Source organism: Streptomyces sp. NPDC051664, assembly GCF_044453545.1.
In the GTDB taxonomy this organism is placed as follows: domain Bacteria; phylum Actinomycetota; class Actinomycetes; order Streptomycetales; family Streptomycetaceae; genus Streptomyces.
Genome location: NZ_JBITCU010000026.1, coordinates 57,461 through 78,027, shown reverse-complemented (window position 1 = coordinate 78,027; position 20,567 = coordinate 57,461). Strand labels below are relative to the sequence as shown.

Genomic DNA, 20,567 nt, shown 5'->3' with positions numbered 1-20,567 from the left:
GGCGGAGGGGAAGACCGTGAGAAGTGGCGGCGGCTGGGGAAACGGAAGCGGGGGCCACATACCGCGGGAGCGCGGCGGGGGTGTGTTCTTTCCCCTGACGCGCAGTTGGGCCGTCGGTGCCCTCGTCTACGTCTTCGCCGGGATCCTGGTGACGCGTGGACTCGTCGAGACGCTCGCCACCGAAGAACGGCTCCAGGTCTTCACCTGGCGGCTGGCACTGCTGCATGTGCCCAGCGTCATCACCACCCTCCTCACCACCCTGGCCGCCGCCCGCGTCCTGCCCGACGAGCAACGCGAGTCCCGTCTCCTGTATCTGCTCGCCACCTCGGGTGTTCCGGTCGTCGGGCTCGCGTACGGCCTCTACGTCTCGTGGCATGTCGTCGGCGTCGAGGGCGTGCTGATGCCGGTGGTGGTGCTGGTCACCGGCTCGGCCGTGGGGCTGGCCGTCGACCGGCTGCTGGAGGGCGACGAGACAGAGCCCGCCGCGCCGAACTCGTACACCTGGCGCGACAGCGGTGCCACCGCCATGGAGTACCTCGGGGTGATCGTCCTCGTCGTCACCTTGATCGGCGCGATGGCGATGGCGGGTGTCGGCGGGCAGATCGGCGACCGGATCCGGTGCGCGATCAGTTCGATGGGCGGCGGCAGTGCCGGATGCACGACGGGCGGCGGGGACCCGACCGCGAAGCCGAAGACCGATGCCGACTACGAGCCCAAGCTGTGCCAGATCTCCAGCGTCTCCGACACCGTCGGCGACAAGGTGAAGATCGGCTGGTTCGAGTGGGGCAACGAGTACGGCTTCCAGCAGAAGGTCAGCCAGGCCAAGACGGATGTGAACGAGGACGGCAAGGTCGACGAGAACGACAAGCTGGTCTACATGACGTTCACGGACGCCGCGTCCGTCGGCGCCAGTGGCAGTACGCCCGGGGTGAAGCTCGGCAAGCTCGGCAAGGCGGATGTCGATGTCGGCGGCGGCGTCAAGATCACCAACGGTGACACCTGGGTCTTCAAGAGCGAGGAGGACGCCAAGAAGATGCGGGACGACATCGAGGAAATGAAGATGTGGGAGACCTCGACCAAGTACAGCGGCGGCTACGGCGGCGGCTGGTACTCGGGCATGAAGTGGGCCGAGAAGAAGGAGGACGTCGAGAAGAAGATCGGCGACAAGAAGATCTCCTACTCGACCATCGGTCTCAACGTGTACGCCGACGGCGGTCTCAACATCAGCGCGGGCGATGAGTCCGAGCTCGGCGCCAAGCTGGGCGGCAAGGCCAAGTTCTCCCCCGACGTGACCATCACCAAGGACGACGTGAACGGCAACGAGTCGTACACGTACACCGCCAAGCTCGAACTCGAGGGCAAGGTCGGCGGCACGGCAGGCCCGCTCACCGGCACGGCCGGCGCGAAGGACACCCGCACCGGGGCGATCACCGTCACCCGTGACCAGAAGACCGGCAAGATCGTCCGTATCGACATGACGAAGACGGTCGAGACGGACTCGACGTCCGACAAGGGTGAGGCCAAGGGCGACAACGGCAAGAAGGACGGCGACAAGCGCGGCGGCAAGGGCAGCGTCACCGACTCGTCCGGCGAAACCGGCATCGAGGTCCAGACGAACTCGATCATCTTCGGCAAGGACGACGACAAGGCCACCGAGGACAAGCGGGCCATCGCCGAGAAGTGGCTGGACGGCAGCGGCAACAACACCGCACCGTTCGAGTACATGTTCGGCGACAAGTCGCTGCAGCAGAAGCCCGACGGGACGGACCCCTTCGACCAGATGATGTTCCAGGACGGCCTGTCGAGCACCATGCAGTACCACGGCGAGACGGACGCCCAGGAGTTCGGCTTCGAGGTCTCGCTCGGCATGAGTCTCGGGTTCTCCATCTCGGACGAGCACAAGAAGGAGACACTGACGGACGCGCAGTTCCTAGGAGCTCCGCAGGGCGACAAGCGCAGCTTCCTTCCGTACAGCTACTGCGCGAATTGAGCACCCCGCAGCACCGGCGGCACCACCCGGCACCACGCACGACGAGAGGCGATGAACAGACCATGGCAGCGGCAACGGCAAGGGCGGCAGTGAACAGGTCCCGGACGCTCGGCGCGGCTGTTGCCGCCGCCATCGGTCTCACCCTTCTCACCGGCTGCGGCTCCTCGGACGCGGGCGCCGTCCCGGACGGCTGGGGCAAGCTCGACACGAAAAGCCTGTCCGTGGGCTTCCCGAAGGACAAGGGATACAAGGAGCAGTCCGCGGCCGACCGCAGCAAGAGCAACGCGGCCGTCGCGCTCAGGACGGAGGGCGGGCTGCGCACCGGCATGGTCTCGGTCCAGCTCGACTTCGCCACGGGCGTCGACGACGCGGGCGAGGCGGCCGCCGCGGCGGGCGCGGGCATCGGCCTCGGCGCGACCCGTAAGGCCACCTCCGATGTGCGGCTGGCGGGCGAGGAGAGTGCCCGGGACGCGCGTCGGATCGACTACGAGTTCACCTCGTCCGGCCGGGAGCAGACCCCGGCGAGCGGCACCCGGATGACGGGGGTCGTGGTGGCGGGGGTCGACTCGAAGGACGTACCGTTCGCCATCCGGATCAATGCGGTGAAGGGCTCGCTGAGCGCGAAGGATCTCGACGCGTTCGTCGGCTCGATCACCGTGAAGTAGCCCGTGGAGGACTGGCGTTCATGAATGTTCTGCCCGGCGGTACCGCGACCTTCCTGCTGCTGTTCGGCCTGTTCCTCGGTGCGTTCGCCGTGCGGTCGGCGTTGCGGCTGGGCCGGGTACTGAGCCTGATCCGGCACGGGGTGCAGGTCGAGGGCCGGTGTGCGGAGCGCCGGGTCGTGGACCGGGGGGCGGACCGGGAGCGTGGGTACGCGACGGAGTACGTGTTCGCGTTCCGCACACTCGACGGCCGCGACATGGAGTTCGTCGACCATGCGCCGGGCCCGTTCGGCTTCGAGGTCGGGGCACCGATCCGGGTCACGTACGATCCGGCGGCCCCGGAGAAGCGCGCCACGGTGGCCGGACCGCGGGCCTGGGGTCCGGTGCTGATGCCCGCAGTGTTCGCGGCCGGCCTGACCGTGTTCTCACTGGGTCTGCTGTACGGGTTCGTGGCGATGCGGGGCTGGGTCTGAGGACGGCGCGGTCCCTACGGGCGCGGGGCGGCCGGGTCCGAGGCCCGCGCGAGGGCTCTCCGGGCGCCGGCCGGGCGGCCGCTACCGGCTGGGGACCTCGCTGCCGAACAGCATCCACGGCGACTGCTCGAACGACGCCACACCCGAAAGCTGCGGCTGCAGTGCCGCCACCTCATGCCGTACGGCCAGCGTGTCCGGCCAACTGTCGAAGAGCGTCGTGCCGTTGACGATGACCCCGTCCCAGTCGGTCGCCTCCGATGCCCCCTCCCGGTCGACCACGAAGCCGATGCAGAGCACGGAGGCCCTGCCGATCGCCTCCCTGATCGCGCGGACGGCCAGCTCCTGATCGTCCTGGGACAGCCCGTGGAGTCCGAATTCGAGAGCGACGACACCACCTCTCGTGCGACGGACACGCGCGTACACCTCGGCGCCGCTCCTCACCCACAGCAGGAAGCTGATCTCGTCGAGCCGTTGCAGGCCCGCCACGGTCACCAGCTGCTCCCAGGTCACCCGCGCCTGGGTGGCCGGTGGTTCGGAGCCGGGGCTGACCAGCGTGATGCGGCCGGTGGCGGGGTGGTCGAGCCGCAGCCCCGCCGCGCCCAGATCCCCGAGCAACGACTCGGCATCCAGTCGGCTCCAGCCGAGATGGTACGAGTGGAAGAAACCGTCTTTCATCGACGCTTCACCTCATAAGAGTGTGGGGGCACCTCTTCGGATGTGCGTATGAGCACGTCGAATCACCGCTCGGCGGCGGCAAGACTTCAGCTCACGTTCGGTCGGTTACGAGCGTAATGAGCGCAGCCGACGGGGGCGTGGGCCCACGGGCCCAGGGGCGGGCCCCAAAACGGGTCCGCGCTCACCGCCGGGCTGACGGCCGATGAGGACCTGAACCGCTCAGGCGACCGGCACGGCGGGTGTGGCGAAGAGCGAGGCGTCCCCGCCCTGGACCCTGTCCCGGACACCTGCGCTCGCCTCGTGCGGCACACCCAGCGGAACGGCACTGACCTCGGAGAGGCGGGTGTACTGCTCGGGCGTGAGGACGACGTCGAGGGCGCCCAGGTAGTCGTCGAGCTGGCTCAGTGTGCGCGGGCCGACGATCGGGATCTGGGAGGTCGCCGCGCGTGCGGCCCGCTCGTTGATCCAGGCGACCGCGACCTGCGCCGGGGGCGCCCCGGTCTCCTCGGCGACGGCAAGGACGGCGTCGACGACAGCGGTCTTCTGATCGGTGCTCTCGGTGTGCACCAGGGTCTTCAGGCCGCTGAGCCGGCCTTCCGCGCTGCCGCGGTACTTGCCGGTCAGCAGCCCTCCGCCGAGCGGGGACCACAGGGCGGTGCCGAGCCCGAGGCTCTCCGCCATCGGCAGCAGTTCACGGTCGGCGGTCCGCTCGACCAGGCTGTACTCGACCTGGATTCCGGCGACGGGCGTCCAGCTCTTCAGGTCCGCCAGCGTCGCGGCACGGGAGACACGCCAGGCCGGGAAGTTGGACAGTGCCGCGTGCAGGATCTTGCCCTGGCCGACGAGGTCGTCGAGGCCGCGCAGGATCTCCTCGACCGGCGTCAGGCCGTCGGGGAAGTGGACCCAGAGCAGGTCGATGTAGTCGGTGTCGAGACGTTGCAGGCTCGCCTCGACCGAGTGGCGCATGTTCTTCCGGCTGTTGCCGGTCCGCGACAGACCCGGCTGCGGGGCGGCGCCGTTGGTGAACTTCGTGGCCAGGACGAAGTCCTCCCGGTCCGCGCCGAGGAACTGTCCCAGCAGCGTCTCCGACTCACCGAACTGGTAGTGGTCCGCCGTGTCGAGGAAGTTCCCGCCGGCCTCGGCGAACCGGTCGAACATGCGGCGCGCCTCGTCGGGCTCGGCCCCGGTGCCCCAGCCGGTGCCGAAATTGCCGGTACCGAGCGCGTACTGCGAGACGCGCAGTCCGGTACGGCGGCCGAAGGTCGTGTAACGCATGGAGCTCTCCCTGGAATTCGAGTGCTTCCGCTACGGAGAAACCCGCAACCGCTGTGAACGGCTCCCGGGCGGCCCAAGGGCTGTCCCGCCCTCAGCCGATCGTGTCGAGCCTGGGCACGATGCGGGCGGCGAGCTGTTCGGTGAAACTGACCGGGTGCCGGTCCGGCAGCACCTGCACGGCGGTGATGCCGAGCTCCGCGTACTCCTCGACGTCGGCGAGGAACGCATCGGTCTCGTCCAGGACCGGCCTGTTGAACATGAGGGTCTTCTCGATGGAGTCGTAGTCGCGGCCCGCCGCCGCGCAGTGCACCCGCAGCACTTCGAGCTTGTGGGCCACCTCGTCCACATCGGTGGCGAACAGGTTGCACGCGTCCCCGTACCGGGCGACCAGCCACAGCGTCTTCTTCTCGCCGCCGCCGCCGATCATGATCGGCGGCCGCTCGCCGATCGGCTCCGGCATGCACAGCGTCTCGGCCAGCCGGTAGTGCCGCCCCTCGTACGGGCCGTTCTCCTCGCTCCACATCTGCAGACAGATCTGCAGCGTCTCCTCCAGCCGTTCGAACCGCTCCGCGACCGGGACGACCGGCACACCGAGTCCGCGCTGCTCCCGCTCGTACCAGGATGCGCCGAGACCCAGCACGGCCCGGCCGCCGGACAGCACGTCGAGGCTGGTGACGATCTTCGCCAGCAGACCCGGATGGCGGTACATCACACCCGTGACCATCAGGCCGAGCGTCATCCGCTGGGTCAGCGCCGCGACGTATCCGAGGGCCGTGTACCCCTCCAGCATGGGCTCGTCGGCCGTGCTCTGCGGGGTCTCCATCTGGAAGTAGTGGTCCATCACGGTGAACGACGCGACCCCGCCCTGGTCGGCGATCCGCGCCGCCTCGGCGAGCGTGGGCGCGATGAGCGCGGGGTCGGCGGGTTGCGAGTAGTTCCAGTAGTGCAGGCCGAGCTTCACGTCCACTCCTCCATGCCGGAACATCTGCGACGCCCCTGTGCAGTCCCTCGTCACGGTACGTGCGTCCGGGCGGGCAGGCACGGACGGTACGCCCGGCCGGGTGCCGGAGCCTCGGAGCGGCCCTGCTTCGGAACCCTTGCGTACGTCGGCATGCTCCCCTGCATGCGGTAACCCGGCGCGCGCAGCGAACCTCCTCCCGGAAAGCTGTTGGGCGTACGCACCCCTACCGTCCCCACGGCGAAAGACAAAGAGGGTCTCCCTGTGCGCTTGTACCGAATGGCACTGTGGGTCACGGTCCCTACGGCCGTTGCTCTCATGGCGGCAGCGGCCGGGGTGACGAGGGCCGGAAGCGGGACGACGCCGGAGAGCCCTCCCTCGGTGCAGCGGACCGGAATCGTTGCGGAGCCGGCCGGCGATTCCGCATGGCCGTTCCCCACCCTCGGAGCGACGTCGGTGGCATTCCCCCGCGTGGCGCGTCGGCCCGCCATCGTGTCGCGTGCACAGTGGCGGGCCGACGAGACCCAGCGCGACGCCCATGCCCACTACGCGGGAGGGGTGACAGCGATCTTCATCCACCACACCGACACCCCCAACGACTACAACTGCGCGGACGTCCCGCTCACCCTGCGCAACCTGTATGCGGGCCAGACCCACGACCGGGACTGGGGGGACCTCGGCTACAACTTTCTCGTCGACCGATGCGGCAACGTCTACGAAGGCCGTGCCGGAGGTGTCGACCGCCCCGTCGTCGGCTCCCACACACTCGGGTTCAACCGGGGCACTGCGGGGATCGCGGCGATCGGCACGTTCGGGCGAGGGACGCAGGTGCCGGCGCCGATGGAGCACGCGATCGCGGCCCTCGCCGCCTGGAAACTCGGCCTGCGCGGTGTCGACCCCCGCAGCAAGGTGCGACTCACGTCCACCAACGACAAGAGCCGCTACCCCAAAGGCACTTCGGCCGCATTCAACGTCATCTCCGGCCATCGCGACGGCAATGAGACCGATTGTCCCGGGGATGCGCTGTTCGCTCGGCTCCCCGCGATCCGGGACATGGCCGCCGAACTCCAGGGGAGGTCCGGAGGAGCATCGTCCGGTATCGGCGTCCCGGTGACCTTGCAGAGCCTCCACCAGGGGAAGTAGCTGACGCCGAGCACCGGCCGGCGCGCCTGCGGACTCCGGCGGCGCGGCCCTCACCCGTTCGGGGCCACCCGGCAGTGCGAATGGGCCCCTCCGTTCTTGGCCTTCGCCCTCCGCCGGAGGTCAGGCCGCAGTCGTGATGTTCCGCTGTTCCTCGAAGGAGCTCATCGTGCGCGTGAAGTCACGGGTGGACAACAGCAGCTTGTAGACGATTGCCAGTTCGAAGACCAGCAGCAGTGCCGCGCTGACCACGGTGGCAGCGATGATCTGGTCCAGGAGCGGGCCGATGATGAACACGCTCATCTGGAACTCGATGCCGCTGATCAGATGGGTGCGGATGCGGTGACGCAGCATGAACGAGCGGAACCGCAGGTAGCCGGGGAAGCGGTGACGGAACTCCTGCTGCAGATCGATCACTTGCCCTCGGGAGGCAGCGGGTGTCACTGGAGCGGAGGGCGCCTCTTCCTGCGCAGAGACGCTGGTTGCATCGTGGTCGATGTCGGCCTCGGGGTTGTCCCGAAGCAGGTCCTCCATGAAGGCGAGCTCTGCCTGGTTCTCGTCTCGACGGGCCGACTTGATGCGCGACTTGATCTGCTTGCGCATCGTGTGCCGGGTCTTGAAGATCTCCAGCGAGTTGATGTATCGCAGGCCGTCAAGGAAGACGACCACGGCAGCGAGCCAGACATAGATCATCTCACCGGTACGGTAGTACTGGCCGGCCATCAGGGCGACGGCGCACGCCATGACCCGTATCCGGTCGAAGATGTAGTCCAGCCAAGCGCCGAACACAGACCCCTGGCCGGTGAGACGGGCGACCTTGCCGTCCATGCAGTCAAGGATGAAGCTCAGGTGGTAGAGCAGCGCGCCGGCGATCAACCAGTACCAGTCACCCTTGACGAAGCACGCGGCGGCAACCAGCCCCAGGATCAGCGCGCCCCAGGTGATCTGGTTGGGAGTGATACGGGTGCGCCTGGCAACGAACCGCACCAGGGGTGTGGCTACCGGGTCCACGAGGAGCACGGTCCACCATGCATCGCGCTTCTTCTGCGTGATGCGACGCACCTCGACGAGGGGCGGTATGTCTCGGCGCATGGAATGTCTTCCTGGAGTTCTACTGATATTCACCTGAACCTAAGGAGGAGGTGATCCAGATACAAGGCTCCACCTGTGCAACCTTTACCTGCCGGTAGGAGTCGTGGAGCCCCGGCATGTCCCCAACACGTGCACAAACACGACGTTCGACGCCGCGTACTGCGATGCGGATGCTCACGTCCGACCGCAGCCCGGCGAAGCCTCCGTCACCTGGGCAGCCGGGCCCAGGACCTGATGCCCGCGTGCGGCGGCAGCGCGTCGCAGACGCCCCACTCCCCGCCCCAGTCTTCCACGACGGAGTCCAGCAGCCACAGCGCCCTCCTGCGTCGCTCCCCACAGAGGGTGACCGTATCGGGATCGGCGTGGTGCGGGTGCTGGTCCCAGACGACCAGTCGAAGTGCGTCGTCGCGGTGCCGGGCGGAGACGTACAGATCGAGGCCCGGGGTCATCATGCCGGCGACACCCACGAGCTCACCCACCACGAGCGCGGCCGGCCAGGTGTACGGAGTGAGCCCGTACGCGCACAGCGAGGCCGTGACTGCATTGCGCCCGATCGCCGCGCTGCGCGGGTCGCCGGGAAGAGTGAGACTGAGCGCCGGCCCACGATCGGCGGTACGGCGCCCGGGCTGCGGACACGCGTACGAGTCGGGCGCGGGCTCCTCGACGACTACCGGACAGAGCGCGGCGCGCGGAGATTTCGTCATGACTGACTCCCTTGTACGGGTGGCGAGTTGGCGGTCTCTCTTTCGCGTCGATGCGCACAAGTGGCTCTTGCACTGCGGAATGAGCAGTGGCTCGTCTCGCCGACACGGAACCGCCCCTCCCGGGGCAGGAGGATGCGGGCAGGACCGTGCGATGCGCTCCCGGCTCGTCACAGCGTGAGCAGTGCGTCACCGACTGTAGTTGGTCAGGGGTCATAATGGCCACCCACTCCTGCAAATTTGAATCCTTACGTGGTCCAAGGTGCGGTCTGCACGGCAGACTTCGCACGGAAGGTCACGGAAGGACTGACATGGCATCGCGAACGTCCCCGACCGAACGTCAGCGGCGCTTGGGTAGCGAACTCCGGAAGATGCGCACCACGGCCGACATCTCTGCCGAGAACGCGGCCAGGCTGCTCGGGGTCGACCGCTCCAGGCTCTCGAACATCGAGCAGGGTCTCCGCGCCATCAGCGAGGACCGTCTGCGCACGCTCGCCAACGCCTGCGGCTGCACGGACGAGGCGTATGTGAACGCCTTGGCCGACATGGCTCGTCCCTCCCATCGCGGTTGGTGGGAACGCTACCGGCCCACCCTCCCCAGCGGCCTCCTGGACATCGCGGAGCTGGAAGCCCACGCCCTGCGTATGCGGACGGCCCATTCCGTACACATCCCGGGGATCTTTCAGACCAGCGATCACGCCCTCGCCGTCTTTCGCGTCGTCGTGCCGGCTCTCCCCGAGCACGAGGTCGCCCTCCGCCTGGCCCACCGCGTGGAACGCCAGCAGGTTCTGGACGGCGTGACACCGCCGGAGTACGTCGGCGTCATTCACGAAGCGGCGCTGCGTATGCAGTTCGGCGGCAGAAAGGTGGCCCGCGCCCAGCTGGAACACCTCCTGGCCGTGTCGGAGCGCCGCCACATCACCTTGCGCGTGACCCCGTTCGACGCGGGCGCCTTCCCCGGTGCGGGACAGACCGTGAACTACTCCGAGGGTCCCGTACCGCAGCTGGACACGGTCCAGGTGGACAGCACGCATGGGCCCGAATTCCTGTACGGGGAAGCGCAACTGGCCAAGTACCGTTCACACCTCAACTGGATGGAACGGATTGCGCTGTCACCCGAGAAGTCCCGGGATTTCATCCACGACATCGCACGTCACCTCTGAGGGGAGTCTCCGTGCACGGCATCACATGGGAAGAACCGTTCTGTGGTGAGGGAGCCAGCTGCTACCGACTCGGAACGGATGATCAGGGCAACAGCTACATCGCACTCGTCGGCCAGGAAGCCCACTACCTCACCGACAGCCACGAGGCGCTCCGGCAGATGATCCGCGACATCAAGGCCGGCAAGGCCGACCACCTGCTCTGACGCCGGAGGCCCGGGCCGGTGCCGGTAAGAGGCAACTGCGCACCGGCTATGCCACCGGCAAACTCACCACCCGATGGATATGCGAAGGCGCCCACGTCACGCAACGCCGGTGTCCGAGTACCGGTCGCGGCGCAGCGGCCGGCGTGGCCCCGTACGGCTCGGTGTCGCCGCGTCGAGCGCATCGCGGCACACTGAAAACGGGCGTCGAACGGCGCCGAGTGCTCCTCAGGACGGAGGTCACCACCTCACCTGCGGGATCATCGAAGACTCGGGACGGTCACCCGCTGTCAGGATGAGTGATCGCCCCGACGGCCGACGGAGGTGCCTGGGCCGTGAGGGGCGACGCGCTCATGATCATCGATGGTTCCGGTGTGATCACGGAGTGGAGTCACCAGGCCGCCTCCTTGCTGGGCCTCCCCGAGTCCGAGGTGCTGGGGCTTCCGGCCACAGGTCTCTTCACGGTCGGCAAGGGCGACCATGGTGGGGAAGAGCTGCAGCTGAGCAGTCGAGAGGGCCGCACGACAACGTGCGAGCTGTGGGTGCGACCGGTGCTGCGAGACGGCGCCGTGGCCTGGGAAATCGGCCGGCAGCCGACGGAACCCACGGGCGGAGCCCATGCGGACGGCATCAGCGAGAGTCTGATCGAGGCCCTGTTCACCCAGTCACCCATCGGCTTGCACATCCTCGACCCCGAACTCCGGATCGTGCGCGTCAATACGGCCACACGTGCCTTGCACGGAGTGCCGTCCGAAAGCCTGCTGGGTCGGACACTCCTGGAGGCGTACCCCTACTCGGACCCTGCAACCGAGGAATCCGTGGCCCGCCGCGTCCTGGACCGAGGCCTTCCGGTGCTCGACCGCTTGGTGCGCGTCCGCCTCCCTGCCGATCACGGCGGGGAACGAGTGTTCTCCGCATCCACCTACCGGCTTCAGGACGCCCGAGGTACAGTCCTCGGGCTCGCGATCTCCACAGTCGAGGTCACCGACCGGGAGCGGGCGCACGCGCACAGCGCCGTCCTCGCCCGTGTGCGCGAATCCGTCGGCCGGACCCTCGACGTGGTCACCACCTGCCAGGAGGCGGCGGATGCCCTGGTGCCCGGGTACGCCGACATCTTCGTGGTCGAGGTGGTGGATGAAGTCGTACGGGGTGAGGACCCCCCGATCGGTCCGCTCAGCCGGGATGTGCCCCTACGGCGTGCCGCCTTCCGCAGCCGTGTCGTGGAGCCCGTGCATCCGGTCGGCGATGTACGCACCGCGCCCTACGGGACCCCGTTCGGGCAAGCTCTGTCCGACCTGCGTCCCCGGCTCGTGGAACTGAGTGCCGACAGTGCCTGGCTGGCGGCGGATCCGCCACGTGCCGAGGCCATCCGCGCATCAGGAGCACATTCGCTCATCACGGCGCCGCTGACGCTCCGCGGCACGGTGCTGGGGCTGTTGAGCCTGTACCGCTGCGGACAGACCGAGCCCTACCGCGAGGACGACATCGACCTCGCCCTCGAACTGGCCGCCCACACCGCGCTCTGCATCGACAATGCCCGCCGCTTCACCCGCGAGCGGACCATCGCCGCCACGACCCAGCGCCGGCTCCTGCCCCAGAGCCCCGGTCCGCGGACAGCCGTCGACACTGCGTGGCTCCACCTCCCCGCGGACCTGGGTGCGAGCTGGTTCGACACCATCGCCCTGCCCGGCGCCCGCACAGCGCTGGTCACCGGCAACGCAACCGGACAAGGAATCTCTGCCGCCACCACCATGGGGCAGCTGCGCACCGCGATCCACGCGCTCGCCGCACTCGACCTGGAGCCCGACGAACTCCTCGCCAGGCTGCACGACACCACCGGCCGCCTGGCCGAGGAACGTGCGGCGCTCCCACCCGCCGATCCGCTGCACAACGAGGCACTGACCGCAAGTTGCATCTACGGGGTGTACGACCCCATCACCCGTGTCTGCGCCATCGCCCGTGCGGGGCACCCCGCACCGATCGTCGTCCACCCGGACGGCACGACCGACATCTGTGACATCCCGGCGAGCCCCCTGCTGGGCTGCGCCGAGGACCCTCCCAGGGCTTCCGCGAGCTTCGAACTCGCCGAGGGCAGCATCCTCGCCTTCTACACCGCAACCCTGCTCCCGGATGCGGGGACGGATCCCGGCATGCTCCGGAACGTCCTGAACCGGTCCGACCGCTCCCTGCAGTCCCTGTGCGACGACGTCGTCTACGCACTGGGAAGCGATCCCCCGCGAGGCGACGCCGCGCTTCTGCTGTCCCGTACCTCCGGCATCGCCCCCGACCACGTGGCCACCTGGCGACTCACCCCCGACGCGACAGCCGCCGGCGAAGCCCGAGCCCTGGCCCGGCGCCGGCTCACCGCCTGGGAACTGGATGAGGAAACCATCTTCACCGCAGAGCTGATCGTCAGCGAACTGGCCACGAACGCCGTGCACTACGGAGCCCCGCCCGTGCAACTGCGTCTCATCCTGGAGCACACGCTCACCTGCGAAGTGACGGACACCGGCAGCTCCGCACCCCATCTGCGGCACGCGCCGGTCGCGGACGAGGGAGGCCGAGGACTGTTCATCGTCTCCCAACTCGCCCACCAGTGGGGCACCCGCTACAGCCAGAACGGCAAGACCATCTGGGCCGAACAGTCCCTCCCGCCACATTGAAGACTCGACGAACCGGGGAAGCAGGGCCGCTCAACGGGCGAGCAGGCGGCTCGGATTCCCGCCAACAGGTCTCGCCGTCCGAACCGACCGAGGTGCAGAAGCCGGTCGATGACGCAGAGAGCGCGGTCGGCGCAGCCGAGCCGGGCGGCGAGCGGTCGCCAAAGTCTTTGCGCTGCAACCGCTGACTCAAGCCCACGTGCGGAAAGTGTGACCTTGCCCGGATTCACGCGGTTCATGGCTGGCAAGTCCGCGCCATGGCAAGGACTTGCCTTCATCAGGCCTTCTCGTCGGCGTCACCGGCCGATAGACCCATGGCATGTTCTCCCTCTCACTCTCTTCCGCCTTCCGGCGCAGACGCTGGCAGCTGCTCTCGGCCGCCACCGCGGTGCCGCTGCTGGCGTCGGGTCTCGCAGTTCTGCAATCGCCCGCACAAGCCGCTCCGAGCAAACCCACCGTTCCCGCCAAGCCCTCGGCGACCCACAAGGTCACTCTGGTCACCGGCGACGTCGTCACGGTCACCACGATGGCCGACGGCAAGCAGACCGCCGACGTCGACCGGCCGGACAGCGCCGTCGGCGGCGTAAAGATCCAGGAGATCAAGGGTGACCTGTTCGTCATCCCGGACGAGGCTGCGCCGCTGCTGGGCACGGACAAGCTGGACCGGCGGCTGTTCAACGTCACCGACCTGATCGAGATGGGCTACGACGACGCGAAGTCGGCCGCGGTGCCGCTGATCGCGGCGTACGCCCAGCCGAAGTCCCGCTCGGCCGTCGAGCCGACGGCCCCCCGGGGCAGCAAGCTGACCCGCAAGCTCAAGGGCATCCACGGCGCCGCACTCACCACCGAGAAGCGGCAGGCCCGCACCTTCTGGACCACCGTCGCGCCGCAGGGCAGCGCGAAGTTGGGCGCGGGTGTGTCGAAGCTGTGGCTCGACGGTCGCGTGAAGGCCAACCTGAAGGAGAGCGTGCCGCTGATCGGCGCGCCCGAGGCCTGGGCAGCCGGCTACACCGGCAAGGGCGTCAAGGTCGCGTTGCTCGACACCGGAATCGACGTCAACCACCCCGACTTCGCCGGCGTGATCGACGACACGGTCAGCTTCGTGCCGGGTGAGGGCGTCACCGACGTCAACGGGCACGGCACGCATGTGGCCAGCACGATCGTCGGCTCCGGCGCCGCCTCCGGCGGCGACTACAAGGGCGTCGCCCCCGGCGCCGACCTGTTCGTCGGCAAGGTGCTCGGCGGCGCGGAGGGCTACGGCCAGGACTCCTGGGTCATGGCCGGCATGCAGTGGGCCGCCGAGTCCGGTGCGGACGTCGTCAACATGAGCCTCGGTGACACCTACCCGACGGACGGCAGCGACCCGATGTCGCAGGAGGTCGACGCGCTGTCCGCGCAGTACGGCACGCTCTTCGTCATCGCCGCCGGGAACGCGGGCCCGGAGAGCATCTCCTCCCCGGGTGCGGCCGCCTCGGCGCTGACCGTGGCCGCCACGGACAAGCAGGACCAGCTCGCGTCCTTCTCGAGCACCGGCCCGCTGGCCTACTCCGGTGGCATGAAGCCGGACATCGCGGCGCCCGGCGTGGACATCACCGCGGCCCGCTCGCAGGAGATGACCGACGGTGGTGAGGGCCTTTACCGCACCCTCAGCGGCACCTCGATGGCCACCCCGCACGTGGTCGGCGCGGCGGCGATCCTGGCCCAGCAGCACCCGGACTGGACCGGCGCGCAGCTCAAGGAACACCTGATGAGCACCGCGAAGGGCCTGGACGACGGGTACTCGCCGTACGAGGTCGGCACCGGCCGTGTCGACGTGGCCGCCGCCGTGCGCACCACGGTCCGCGGTACCGGATCGCTCTTCTTCGGCAACTACACGTGGCCGCACGAGCCGAGCGACGTCGCCGTCACGAAGGACCTGACCTTCACCAACTCCGGTTCCGCCGACGTCACGCTGAAACTGGCGCTGACCGACGAAGACGGCCCGTTCGCGCTGGGAGCCACCAAGGTGACCGTCCCGGCGGGCGGCACCGCCGCCGTCCCGGTGACCGGTGACCCGCAAGCCGCCTCGGCCGGCCGGCACGTCGGCTACGTCATAGGCACCGACGCGGCCACCGGGAAGCCGGTGACCCGCACCTCCGTCGCGCTGCTCAAGGAGGAGGAGCGCTACGACCTGAACATCAAGCTGGTCGGCCGGGACGGCAAGCCCGCCGCGGGCTGGGTCGGGATCAACCTGGCCGGCGACGTCTGGCCGTGGAATGTCTACGTCGACGGTTCGACCACCATGCGCATGGCGCCCGGCCTGTACACCGTCGCGGGGTACATCGACGTGGCCGGCGAGAAGGCGGACCGCTCGGGTCTGGCCGTGCTGGTCGACCCGGAGACGGTGCTCAAGAACGGCTCCATGGACGTGGTGCTGGACGCGAGCAAGGCACGCCTGTTGCAGACCGAGGCGCCGCAGCGCACCGAGGACCGCCAGCGCAAGGTCGACTTCAACGTCCACTACAAGGGCCAAGACCCGTACACGGACTACCGCAGCGCGTACGTGCTGCCTCCGACGTACGACGACGTCTACGTCGCGCCGACGGAGCCGATGAAGCAGGGCGAGTTCATTCTGACCACCCGCTGGCGCAAGGGCGAGCCGCTGCTCAGCCTGAGCACGTCGGGCGGCCGGCTCGACTTCGAGGCACTGGTGCAGGCGGGCAGCGCCCTGGGCACCGGCACGGACAAACTGGACGCCGTCTACGCGGGCAACGGCGCGGCGGCCGCATACGCGAAGGTCAGGGCCAAGGGCAAGGTCGTCGTCATCAAGCGCAGCGACGAGATCTCGCCGGAGGAACGTACCGAGGCCGCGGTCGCAGCCGGCGCGAAGGCGCTGATCGTGGTCAACGACGGCGTGGGTTCCCTGATGGAGTACGTCGGCGAGTCGACCATCCCGGTCGCCACCGTGCACCGCGACGCGGGCAGGACCCTTGTCGCGATGGCCAAGGCCGGCATCTTGAAGCTGACTGCGAAGCAGACCGAGTACACGCCGTTCGTCTACGACCTGACCCGGGACTACCCCGGCCAGGTGCCGAACCGGGCCCTGGTCTACAAGCCGACCAAGGGTGACCTCGCCCGGATCGATGCCCGCTACTACTCGGCCACCGACGGCAAGTTGGCGGAAGGCTACCGGTCCGACTTCACCCTCAGCCCGTCGTTCAACCTCCCCGAGGTCGAGTGGCACCCGGGCACCCGCACCGAATGGGTGACCCCGGGCCAGGACTGGAGGGAGTTCCACACGCAGGGCATCGACGGACCTCTCCCGTGGACGATGGTGTCGGGCGACAACACGTACGCCAAGGGCAGCACCACCCGTCTGGACTGGTTCGCTCCGGCGACCCGGCCCGCCCAGAGCGAGTCCTTCGGTGTGTACAACTCCCGTTGGGGGAACTACATGACCTGGAACGTGCAGGCGTGGGCCTCCGCCAGCGACAACATGCGGCTGGGCGGCTACCTGCCATGGGGTGAAACGCCGTCCCACCTGCAGATCTTCCAGGGCGACACGCTGATCCACGACAACCCGGTCAGCGGAGACATGCAGTGGGAGGAGGTGCCGGCGGGCAACCTGCCCTACCGCGCCGTCCTCGACGTGGAGCGGCCCGGTGATGTCTTCCGGTTGTCGACGCGCACCCACACCGAGTGGACGTTCATGTCCGACACCGTCGACTCGGACTTCTTCGAGCCGTTCTCGGTGCTGAACCTGGACTACAAGCTGGAGTCGGACCTGCACGGCGACGTCAAGGCCGATGCGACCCAGAAGATCGCGCTCAAGCCAGTGTCGATGAACCTCGGCACCGTGCCGGGCAAGGTCACCACGGTGAAGCTGGACGTCTCGTACGACGACGGCGCCACCTGGCAGAAGGTGACCCTGACCAAGGGCGCCCACGGCTACTGGACGGGTTCGTTCAAGACGGCGAAGAAGCGCGGCGGCTTCGTCTCCGTCCGCACGAGCGCCGCGACGGACAGCGGCTTCGGCGTCAAGAACGAGATCATCCGGGCGTACGGCCTGCGATGAACCGCACTGTCGGGCCCCGGGGAGGCGACTTCCCGGGGCCCTTCCCGTCGCACCTGCTCCCAGCAGGAACTATTCAGGGCCTGCCCCCATGGCGCATACTCTCCCCGCTGCGGCAAGCGGAAGAGAGTCGGTCGCCGATGCTGGATGTTCTGGGTCTCGAACCCGATGACGAGCGCGTCTACCGGGTGCTGCTCGGACGGCCGAACTCCACCGCGACGCTGCTGTCGGATCTGCTCGTCGCATCGCAGGCCGACGTCGACAAGGCCTTGTCCCGCCTGGTCGGGTGGGGACTGGTGATCAGGTCGGCGGATGAGCAGTTCACCGCCGCGCCGCCTGCCATGGCGCTCGGCGCTCTCATCGGCCAGCGCCGGGACGGCCTGCGTAAGGCTGAGCAGGCACTGGTGACCTTCGCCGAGGAACACCGGGCGGCGATGACCGGGAACAGCATCAACGATCTGATCGAGGTCGTCACGGGAGTCGACGCCATCCGTCATCGCTTCCTACAGGTGCAGCAGGCAGCCCGCACGCAGGTCCGCAGCTTCATCACCGCACCGTTCCTCGCCGTGCCGCCCGGCGAGAACACGGCCGAACCCGTCGCCATCGGCCGCGGCGTGCACTTCCGGGTGGTACTCGACCGGGCCGTGCTGGCAGAGCCGGGCATCATCACCGATGCGATCGATTCGCTGCGCAACGGCGTGCAACTGCGTGTCGCCGACCAGCTGCCGATGAAACTCGTGCTGGCCGACGCCGACCTCGGCCTTGTCCCGCTCGCGGTCACACCGGCCGGAGAGCCCGGCGCCGTGCTGCTGCACCGCAGCGGCCTGTTGGATGCGCTGGACGCGCTGTTCGAGACGGTTTGGCGCACCGCCCATCCGCTCGAGCTGTCGGGCACCGGCGGCGAAGCCGAAACCACCGTCGAGCTCGGTGCGGAAGGCCCGACCGACCTCGACCGAAAGATCCTTGCGCTGCTGCTGGCCGGCCTGACCGACCCGACGGCCGCGACACAGCTCGGCCTGTCACCGCGCACGCTGCACCGACGCCTGCGCCACCTCATGGACATAGCCGGAGTCCGGACCCGGATGCAGCTCGGCGGTCACGCCGTCCGACACGGCTGGGTGGATCCGCGCTGACGGTCCTGTGCCGTTCGGAAACTGCTTCAGGCTCGGCACGCACGCTGACGGCAACCTCTTCATCGCCGTCCTCGGCACCGAGAACCACGCCCTCACCGACAGCCGCGATGCACTCGCGCAGATGATCGGCGACATCAAGGCCGGCAAGGCCGACCACCTGCTGCAACGGCGAAGGCCCGGTACCGCGACCATGTGTCGGGGCGCCGGGCCTCACGCGTGCGGGCCAGATCAGGAAGTGCTGCCGCGCGGGAAGGAGACCTCCACGCGCCGGTTCTTCTTCCGGCCCTCTTCGTCGGCGTTGCTGGCGATCGGGTACTGCTCGCCGTAGCCACGGATCTCGAAAGTGACGTTCGAGTCGAGCGACTGGGCCAGCACCGAATGCACCGCGTCAGCACGCTGCTTGGACAGCACGTCACCGTGTGCGGAGGAACCGAGATTGTCGGTGAAGCCGAAGACGCGCACCTTGGTGGCGTTCTGCTTCTTGATCTCGGCAGCGACGGCCGCGATACGGGACTTGGCCGCCGAGCTCAGCTTCGCACTGTCCTTGCCGAAGAGGACCTCGGCCTGAAGCGCGAACTTGATGCTCGCGTTGCTGTCCTCGCGACGCTCCTCGCCGCCCATGTCCTCGACGACCTGGACGATGTCGAGGACCTTGGCAGGGGCTAGCGTGCCACCCTCGGGCATCTTGAGGTCGGGGTCGTTGGGGTCAACCTTGACGGGAGGCACTGACGTCGCCTCGGTGCCGGGCGGCACACTCGGGCCGTCGTCGGCGGACGCCGACGACGCTCCGAACAACGTGGTAGTGGCCACCATCATCGCTGCCGCGACAGAGAGTCCGGCCACGCCGACTGGCCTCAACCGAGTTTGTTTGTAAGTCATGTCAGCCGTCACCCTGAGATCTTCAGGGAAGCCGTCGCGAACGTCGGCAATGTGAAGTCAACCTCAGTCGTCGTGCTCGGAGGCGCTGGGAACTGCATGAAGATAGGGGTCGATTCACCTGCCGACAGCGGGAGGATGCCCGTGGTGCAAAGGCAACGGCTTTCCGTGTCCCGCAGAACGTAGTAGCGCTTCTTGCCTGCCTTATCCACCAGTGTCGCACCAGCAACCGAGTTCGAGTTGTTCCCTGCAACCGAAGGCTCCGTGCCCGCCCACGCACTGGAGTTCTGCGTCCTGTTGCTTACGTTTTTGATCTCACCCTGGACAGTGACGAACCCTCCGGAGTCGCGCTTCACCTGATTGATCACGAGAGTCAGCCCACTCCCCCTGACTTCGGCCAACTTCACATTCGGGTCCACGTCGTCGCCGGCGGAAGTGTCTTCCTGCGCACCCTTGTCCCCGTCGGAGGGCTTGTTGGGGGTGGAGGACGACGACGAAGAAACAGGGTCCTTCGTCTTTCCGCCGTCATCACTGCCGCAAGCAGTGACGGCGAGGGCCAGTGCCGCCGTCATCGAGACAGCGGCCACCACCCTTCGGGTCCTCGCAGTACGCCGAATGCTCATCGGTTCTGATTCCTTTACTCGTCGTTCGCTGTCAGTCGTCGACCAGGTGGACGGCGAAGATGGCCTTGCTCAGAGCGGCCCATGCATTCTGATTGAAGTCAGCGGGGTCGATCGAGAAGCCATCCCGGCCATCGCACTTGAAGGCCACCGGTTCACCCGGGTCGCCCTTGAACTTGTAGGTGCACCGGAACTCGATAACTGCAGTCGCATGCGCAGTGGCCTGCTTGGTCTCCGTGCCGGGGATCACCGTGTCGCCGACCGTGTAGCGGGTCCGGATGCTGACATGCATCTTGTCCTGCAGGTAGCCGTACGTCGGGTAACACGCCGTGGTGTCAGCCCGGTTGGAGGAGGCGAATCGCTCGGCCTGCATGCACGGGGCCACCGGATTGAACATGTAGTCCTGCAGGAACTCGTGGAGCCCGCCCGGCGTCATGAGTGCGGCGACGAACGGAGGCCCCAGGGTGTCACGAGCGTCCTGAGCCGCAGCGAGCACGGCAGCGTCCGCCGCGCCCTGAGCTCCGTTTCGAGTTGCCGATGCCTTACCGACAGCAAAGAACGCACACGCGAGGAAGAGCAGGCCCGCCACCATCACTACATAGATGGGGAAGGCCTGCCCTGCATCGGTGCGAACTTGACGCCTCATTACTTGGTCGTAATGGTGTTCACCAGGTTCGTGATCTTCGTGCTGATCGCACCACCGATACCCGTCGCCACGATCGCGCCGATGATCGCCACAACCACCAGGATGATGCCCAAGTACTCGAAGGCCGTCTGGCCGCGGTCCTTGGCCTCGTAGCGCTTCTGGATGGAACGGACGGCGGTGCTGGCCCAGCCGTTGACGCGGACGGCGGTCTTCAGGGTGATGTTCGACATGGTGTTCCCCTCCAGGTTCGGC

Annotated in this window: 18 protein-coding genes; 9 read left to right on the top strand and 9 right to left on the bottom strand. The window is 68.0% G+C overall.

Annotated features, from left to right (window positions below; translation table 11 throughout):
* Positions 1-16 precede the first annotated feature (16 nt).
* The 3 genes from ACIA8E_RS32310 (at position 17) to ACIA8E_RS32300 (ending at position 3,125) form a co-directional block, all read left to right on the top strand.
* A complete protein-coding gene (locus ACIA8E_RS32310; RefSeq protein WP_399303401.1) occupies positions 17-1,990 on the top strand; it encodes a hypothetical protein in 1,974 nt (657 codons plus the stop codon).
* Positions 1,991-2,052: 62 nt separating this feature from the next.
* Positions 2,053-2,655 carry a hypothetical protein gene (locus ACIA8E_RS32305; protein WP_399303400.1) on the top strand — a complete coding sequence of 201 codons (603 nt, stop codon included), beginning with the start codon at positions 2,053-2,055 and terminating at the stop codon, positions 2,653-2,655.
* Between the two features lie 20 nt (positions 2,656-2,675).
* Positions 2,676-3,125 (top strand): DUF3592 domain-containing protein, encoded by a 450-nt coding sequence (locus tag ACIA8E_RS32300; RefSeq protein WP_330246080.1) that lies wholly within the window; start codon positions 2,676-2,678, stop codon positions 3,123-3,125.
* An 81-nt stretch (positions 3,126-3,206) separates the two neighbouring features.
* On the opposite strand, the gene ACIA8E_RS32295 is transcribed toward ACIA8E_RS32300, so the two are convergent.
* From ACIA8E_RS32295 to ACIA8E_RS32285, 3 genes are all read right to left on the bottom strand, one after another.
* Positions 3,207-3,800 carry a hypothetical protein gene (locus ACIA8E_RS32295; RefSeq protein ID WP_399303398.1) on the bottom strand — a complete coding sequence of 198 codons (594 nt, stop codon included), beginning with the start codon at positions 3,798-3,800 and terminating at the stop codon, positions 3,207-3,209.
* 219 nt (positions 3,801-4,019) lie between these two features.
* Positions 4,020-5,075: an aldo/keto reductase gene (locus ACIA8E_RS32290; protein WP_399303396.1), complete on the bottom strand. Its 1,056-nt coding sequence runs from the start codon at positions 5,073-5,075 to the stop codon at positions 4,020-4,022.
* A gap of 91 nt (positions 5,076-5,166) precedes the next feature.
* On the bottom strand, positions 5,167-6,036 hold the full coding sequence (locus ACIA8E_RS32285; protein WP_399303394.1) for an LLM class F420-dependent oxidoreductase: 870 nt from the start codon (positions 6,034-6,036) through the stop codon (positions 5,167-5,169).
* Between the two features lie 453 nt (positions 6,037-6,489).
* Between ACIA8E_RS32285 and ACIA8E_RS32280 the strand changes: the two genes are divergently transcribed.
* Entirely contained in the window at positions 6,490-7,176 is a 687-nt protein-coding gene (locus ACIA8E_RS32280; protein ID WP_399303392.1) for a peptidoglycan recognition protein, read from the top strand.
* Positions 7,177-7,296: 120 nt separating this feature from the next.
* Here ACIA8E_RS32280 and ACIA8E_RS32275 read toward each other — a convergent pair whose 3' ends face one another.
* Both ACIA8E_RS32275 and ACIA8E_RS32270 read right to left on the bottom strand, forming a co-directional pair.
* A complete protein-coding gene (locus tag ACIA8E_RS32275; RefSeq protein ID WP_399303390.1) occupies positions 7,297-8,265 on the bottom strand; it encodes a CDP-alcohol phosphatidyltransferase family protein in 969 nt (322 codons plus the stop codon).
* A 206-nt stretch (positions 8,266-8,471) separates the two neighbouring features.
* On the bottom strand, positions 8,472-8,969 hold the full coding sequence (locus tag ACIA8E_RS32270; protein ID WP_399303388.1) for an ATP-binding protein: 498 nt from the start codon (positions 8,967-8,969) through the stop codon (positions 8,472-8,474).
* Between the two features lie 308 nt (positions 8,970-9,277).
* On the opposite strand from ACIA8E_RS32270, the gene ACIA8E_RS32265 reads away from it, so the two are divergent.
* The 5 genes from ACIA8E_RS32265 to ACIA8E_RS32245 all read left to right on the top strand — a co-directional run bounded on the left by ACIA8E_RS32265 (position 9,278) and on the right by ACIA8E_RS32245 (position 18,173).
* On the top strand, positions 9,278-10,129 hold the full coding sequence (locus ACIA8E_RS32265; RefSeq protein WP_399303386.1) for a helix-turn-helix domain-containing protein: 852 nt from the start codon (positions 9,278-9,280) through the stop codon (positions 10,127-10,129).
* 11 nt (positions 10,130-10,140) lie between these two features.
* Positions 10,141-10,332, top strand: a complete 192-nt coding sequence (locus ACIA8E_RS32260; protein WP_399303384.1) for a hypothetical protein — start codon at positions 10,141-10,143, stop codon at positions 10,330-10,332.
* A 332-nt stretch (positions 10,333-10,664) separates the two neighbouring features.
* Positions 10,665-12,992, top strand: a complete 2,328-nt coding sequence (locus ACIA8E_RS32255; RefSeq protein WP_399303382.1) for a SpoIIE family protein phosphatase — start codon at positions 10,665-10,667, stop codon at positions 12,990-12,992.
* Between the two features lie 316 nt (positions 12,993-13,308).
* On the top strand, positions 13,309-17,043 hold the full coding sequence (locus ACIA8E_RS32250; RefSeq protein WP_399303380.1) for a S8 family serine peptidase: 3,735 nt from the start codon (positions 13,309-13,311) through the stop codon (positions 17,041-17,043).
* Positions 17,040-18,173 (top strand): helix-turn-helix domain-containing protein, encoded by a 1,134-nt coding sequence (locus ACIA8E_RS32245; protein ID WP_399303378.1) that lies wholly within the window; start codon positions 17,040-17,042, stop codon positions 18,171-18,173. Before ACIA8E_RS32250 ends, ACIA8E_RS32245 begins: the two co-directional genes overlap by 4 nt.
* A gap of 228 nt (positions 18,174-18,401) precedes the next feature.
* On the opposite strand, the gene ACIA8E_RS32240 is transcribed toward ACIA8E_RS32245, so the two are convergent.
* From ACIA8E_RS32240 to ACIA8E_RS32225, 4 genes are read right to left on the bottom strand one after another with little or no spacing between them, the layout of a single operon-like run.
* Positions 18,402-19,052, bottom strand: coding sequence for an OmpA family protein (locus tag ACIA8E_RS32240; protein WP_399303376.1), 651 nt, complete (start codon positions 19,050-19,052; stop codon positions 18,402-18,404).
* A gap of 8 nt (positions 19,053-19,060) precedes the next feature.
* Positions 19,061-19,672 (bottom strand): hypothetical protein, encoded by a 612-nt coding sequence (locus ACIA8E_RS32235; protein ID WP_399303374.1) that lies wholly within the window; start codon positions 19,670-19,672, stop codon positions 19,061-19,063.
* Between the two features lie 31 nt (positions 19,673-19,703).
* Positions 19,704-20,315 (bottom strand): pilus assembly protein TadG-related protein, encoded by a 612-nt coding sequence (locus ACIA8E_RS32230; protein ID WP_399303372.1) that lies wholly within the window; start codon positions 20,313-20,315, stop codon positions 19,704-19,706.
* On the bottom strand, positions 20,315-20,545 hold the full coding sequence (locus ACIA8E_RS32225) for a Flp family type IVb pilin (RefSeq protein WP_030969294.1): 231 nt from the start codon (positions 20,543-20,545) through the stop codon (positions 20,315-20,317). Before ACIA8E_RS32225 ends, ACIA8E_RS32230 begins: the two co-directional genes overlap by 1 nt.
* Positions 20,546-20,567: the final 22 nt, after the last annotated feature.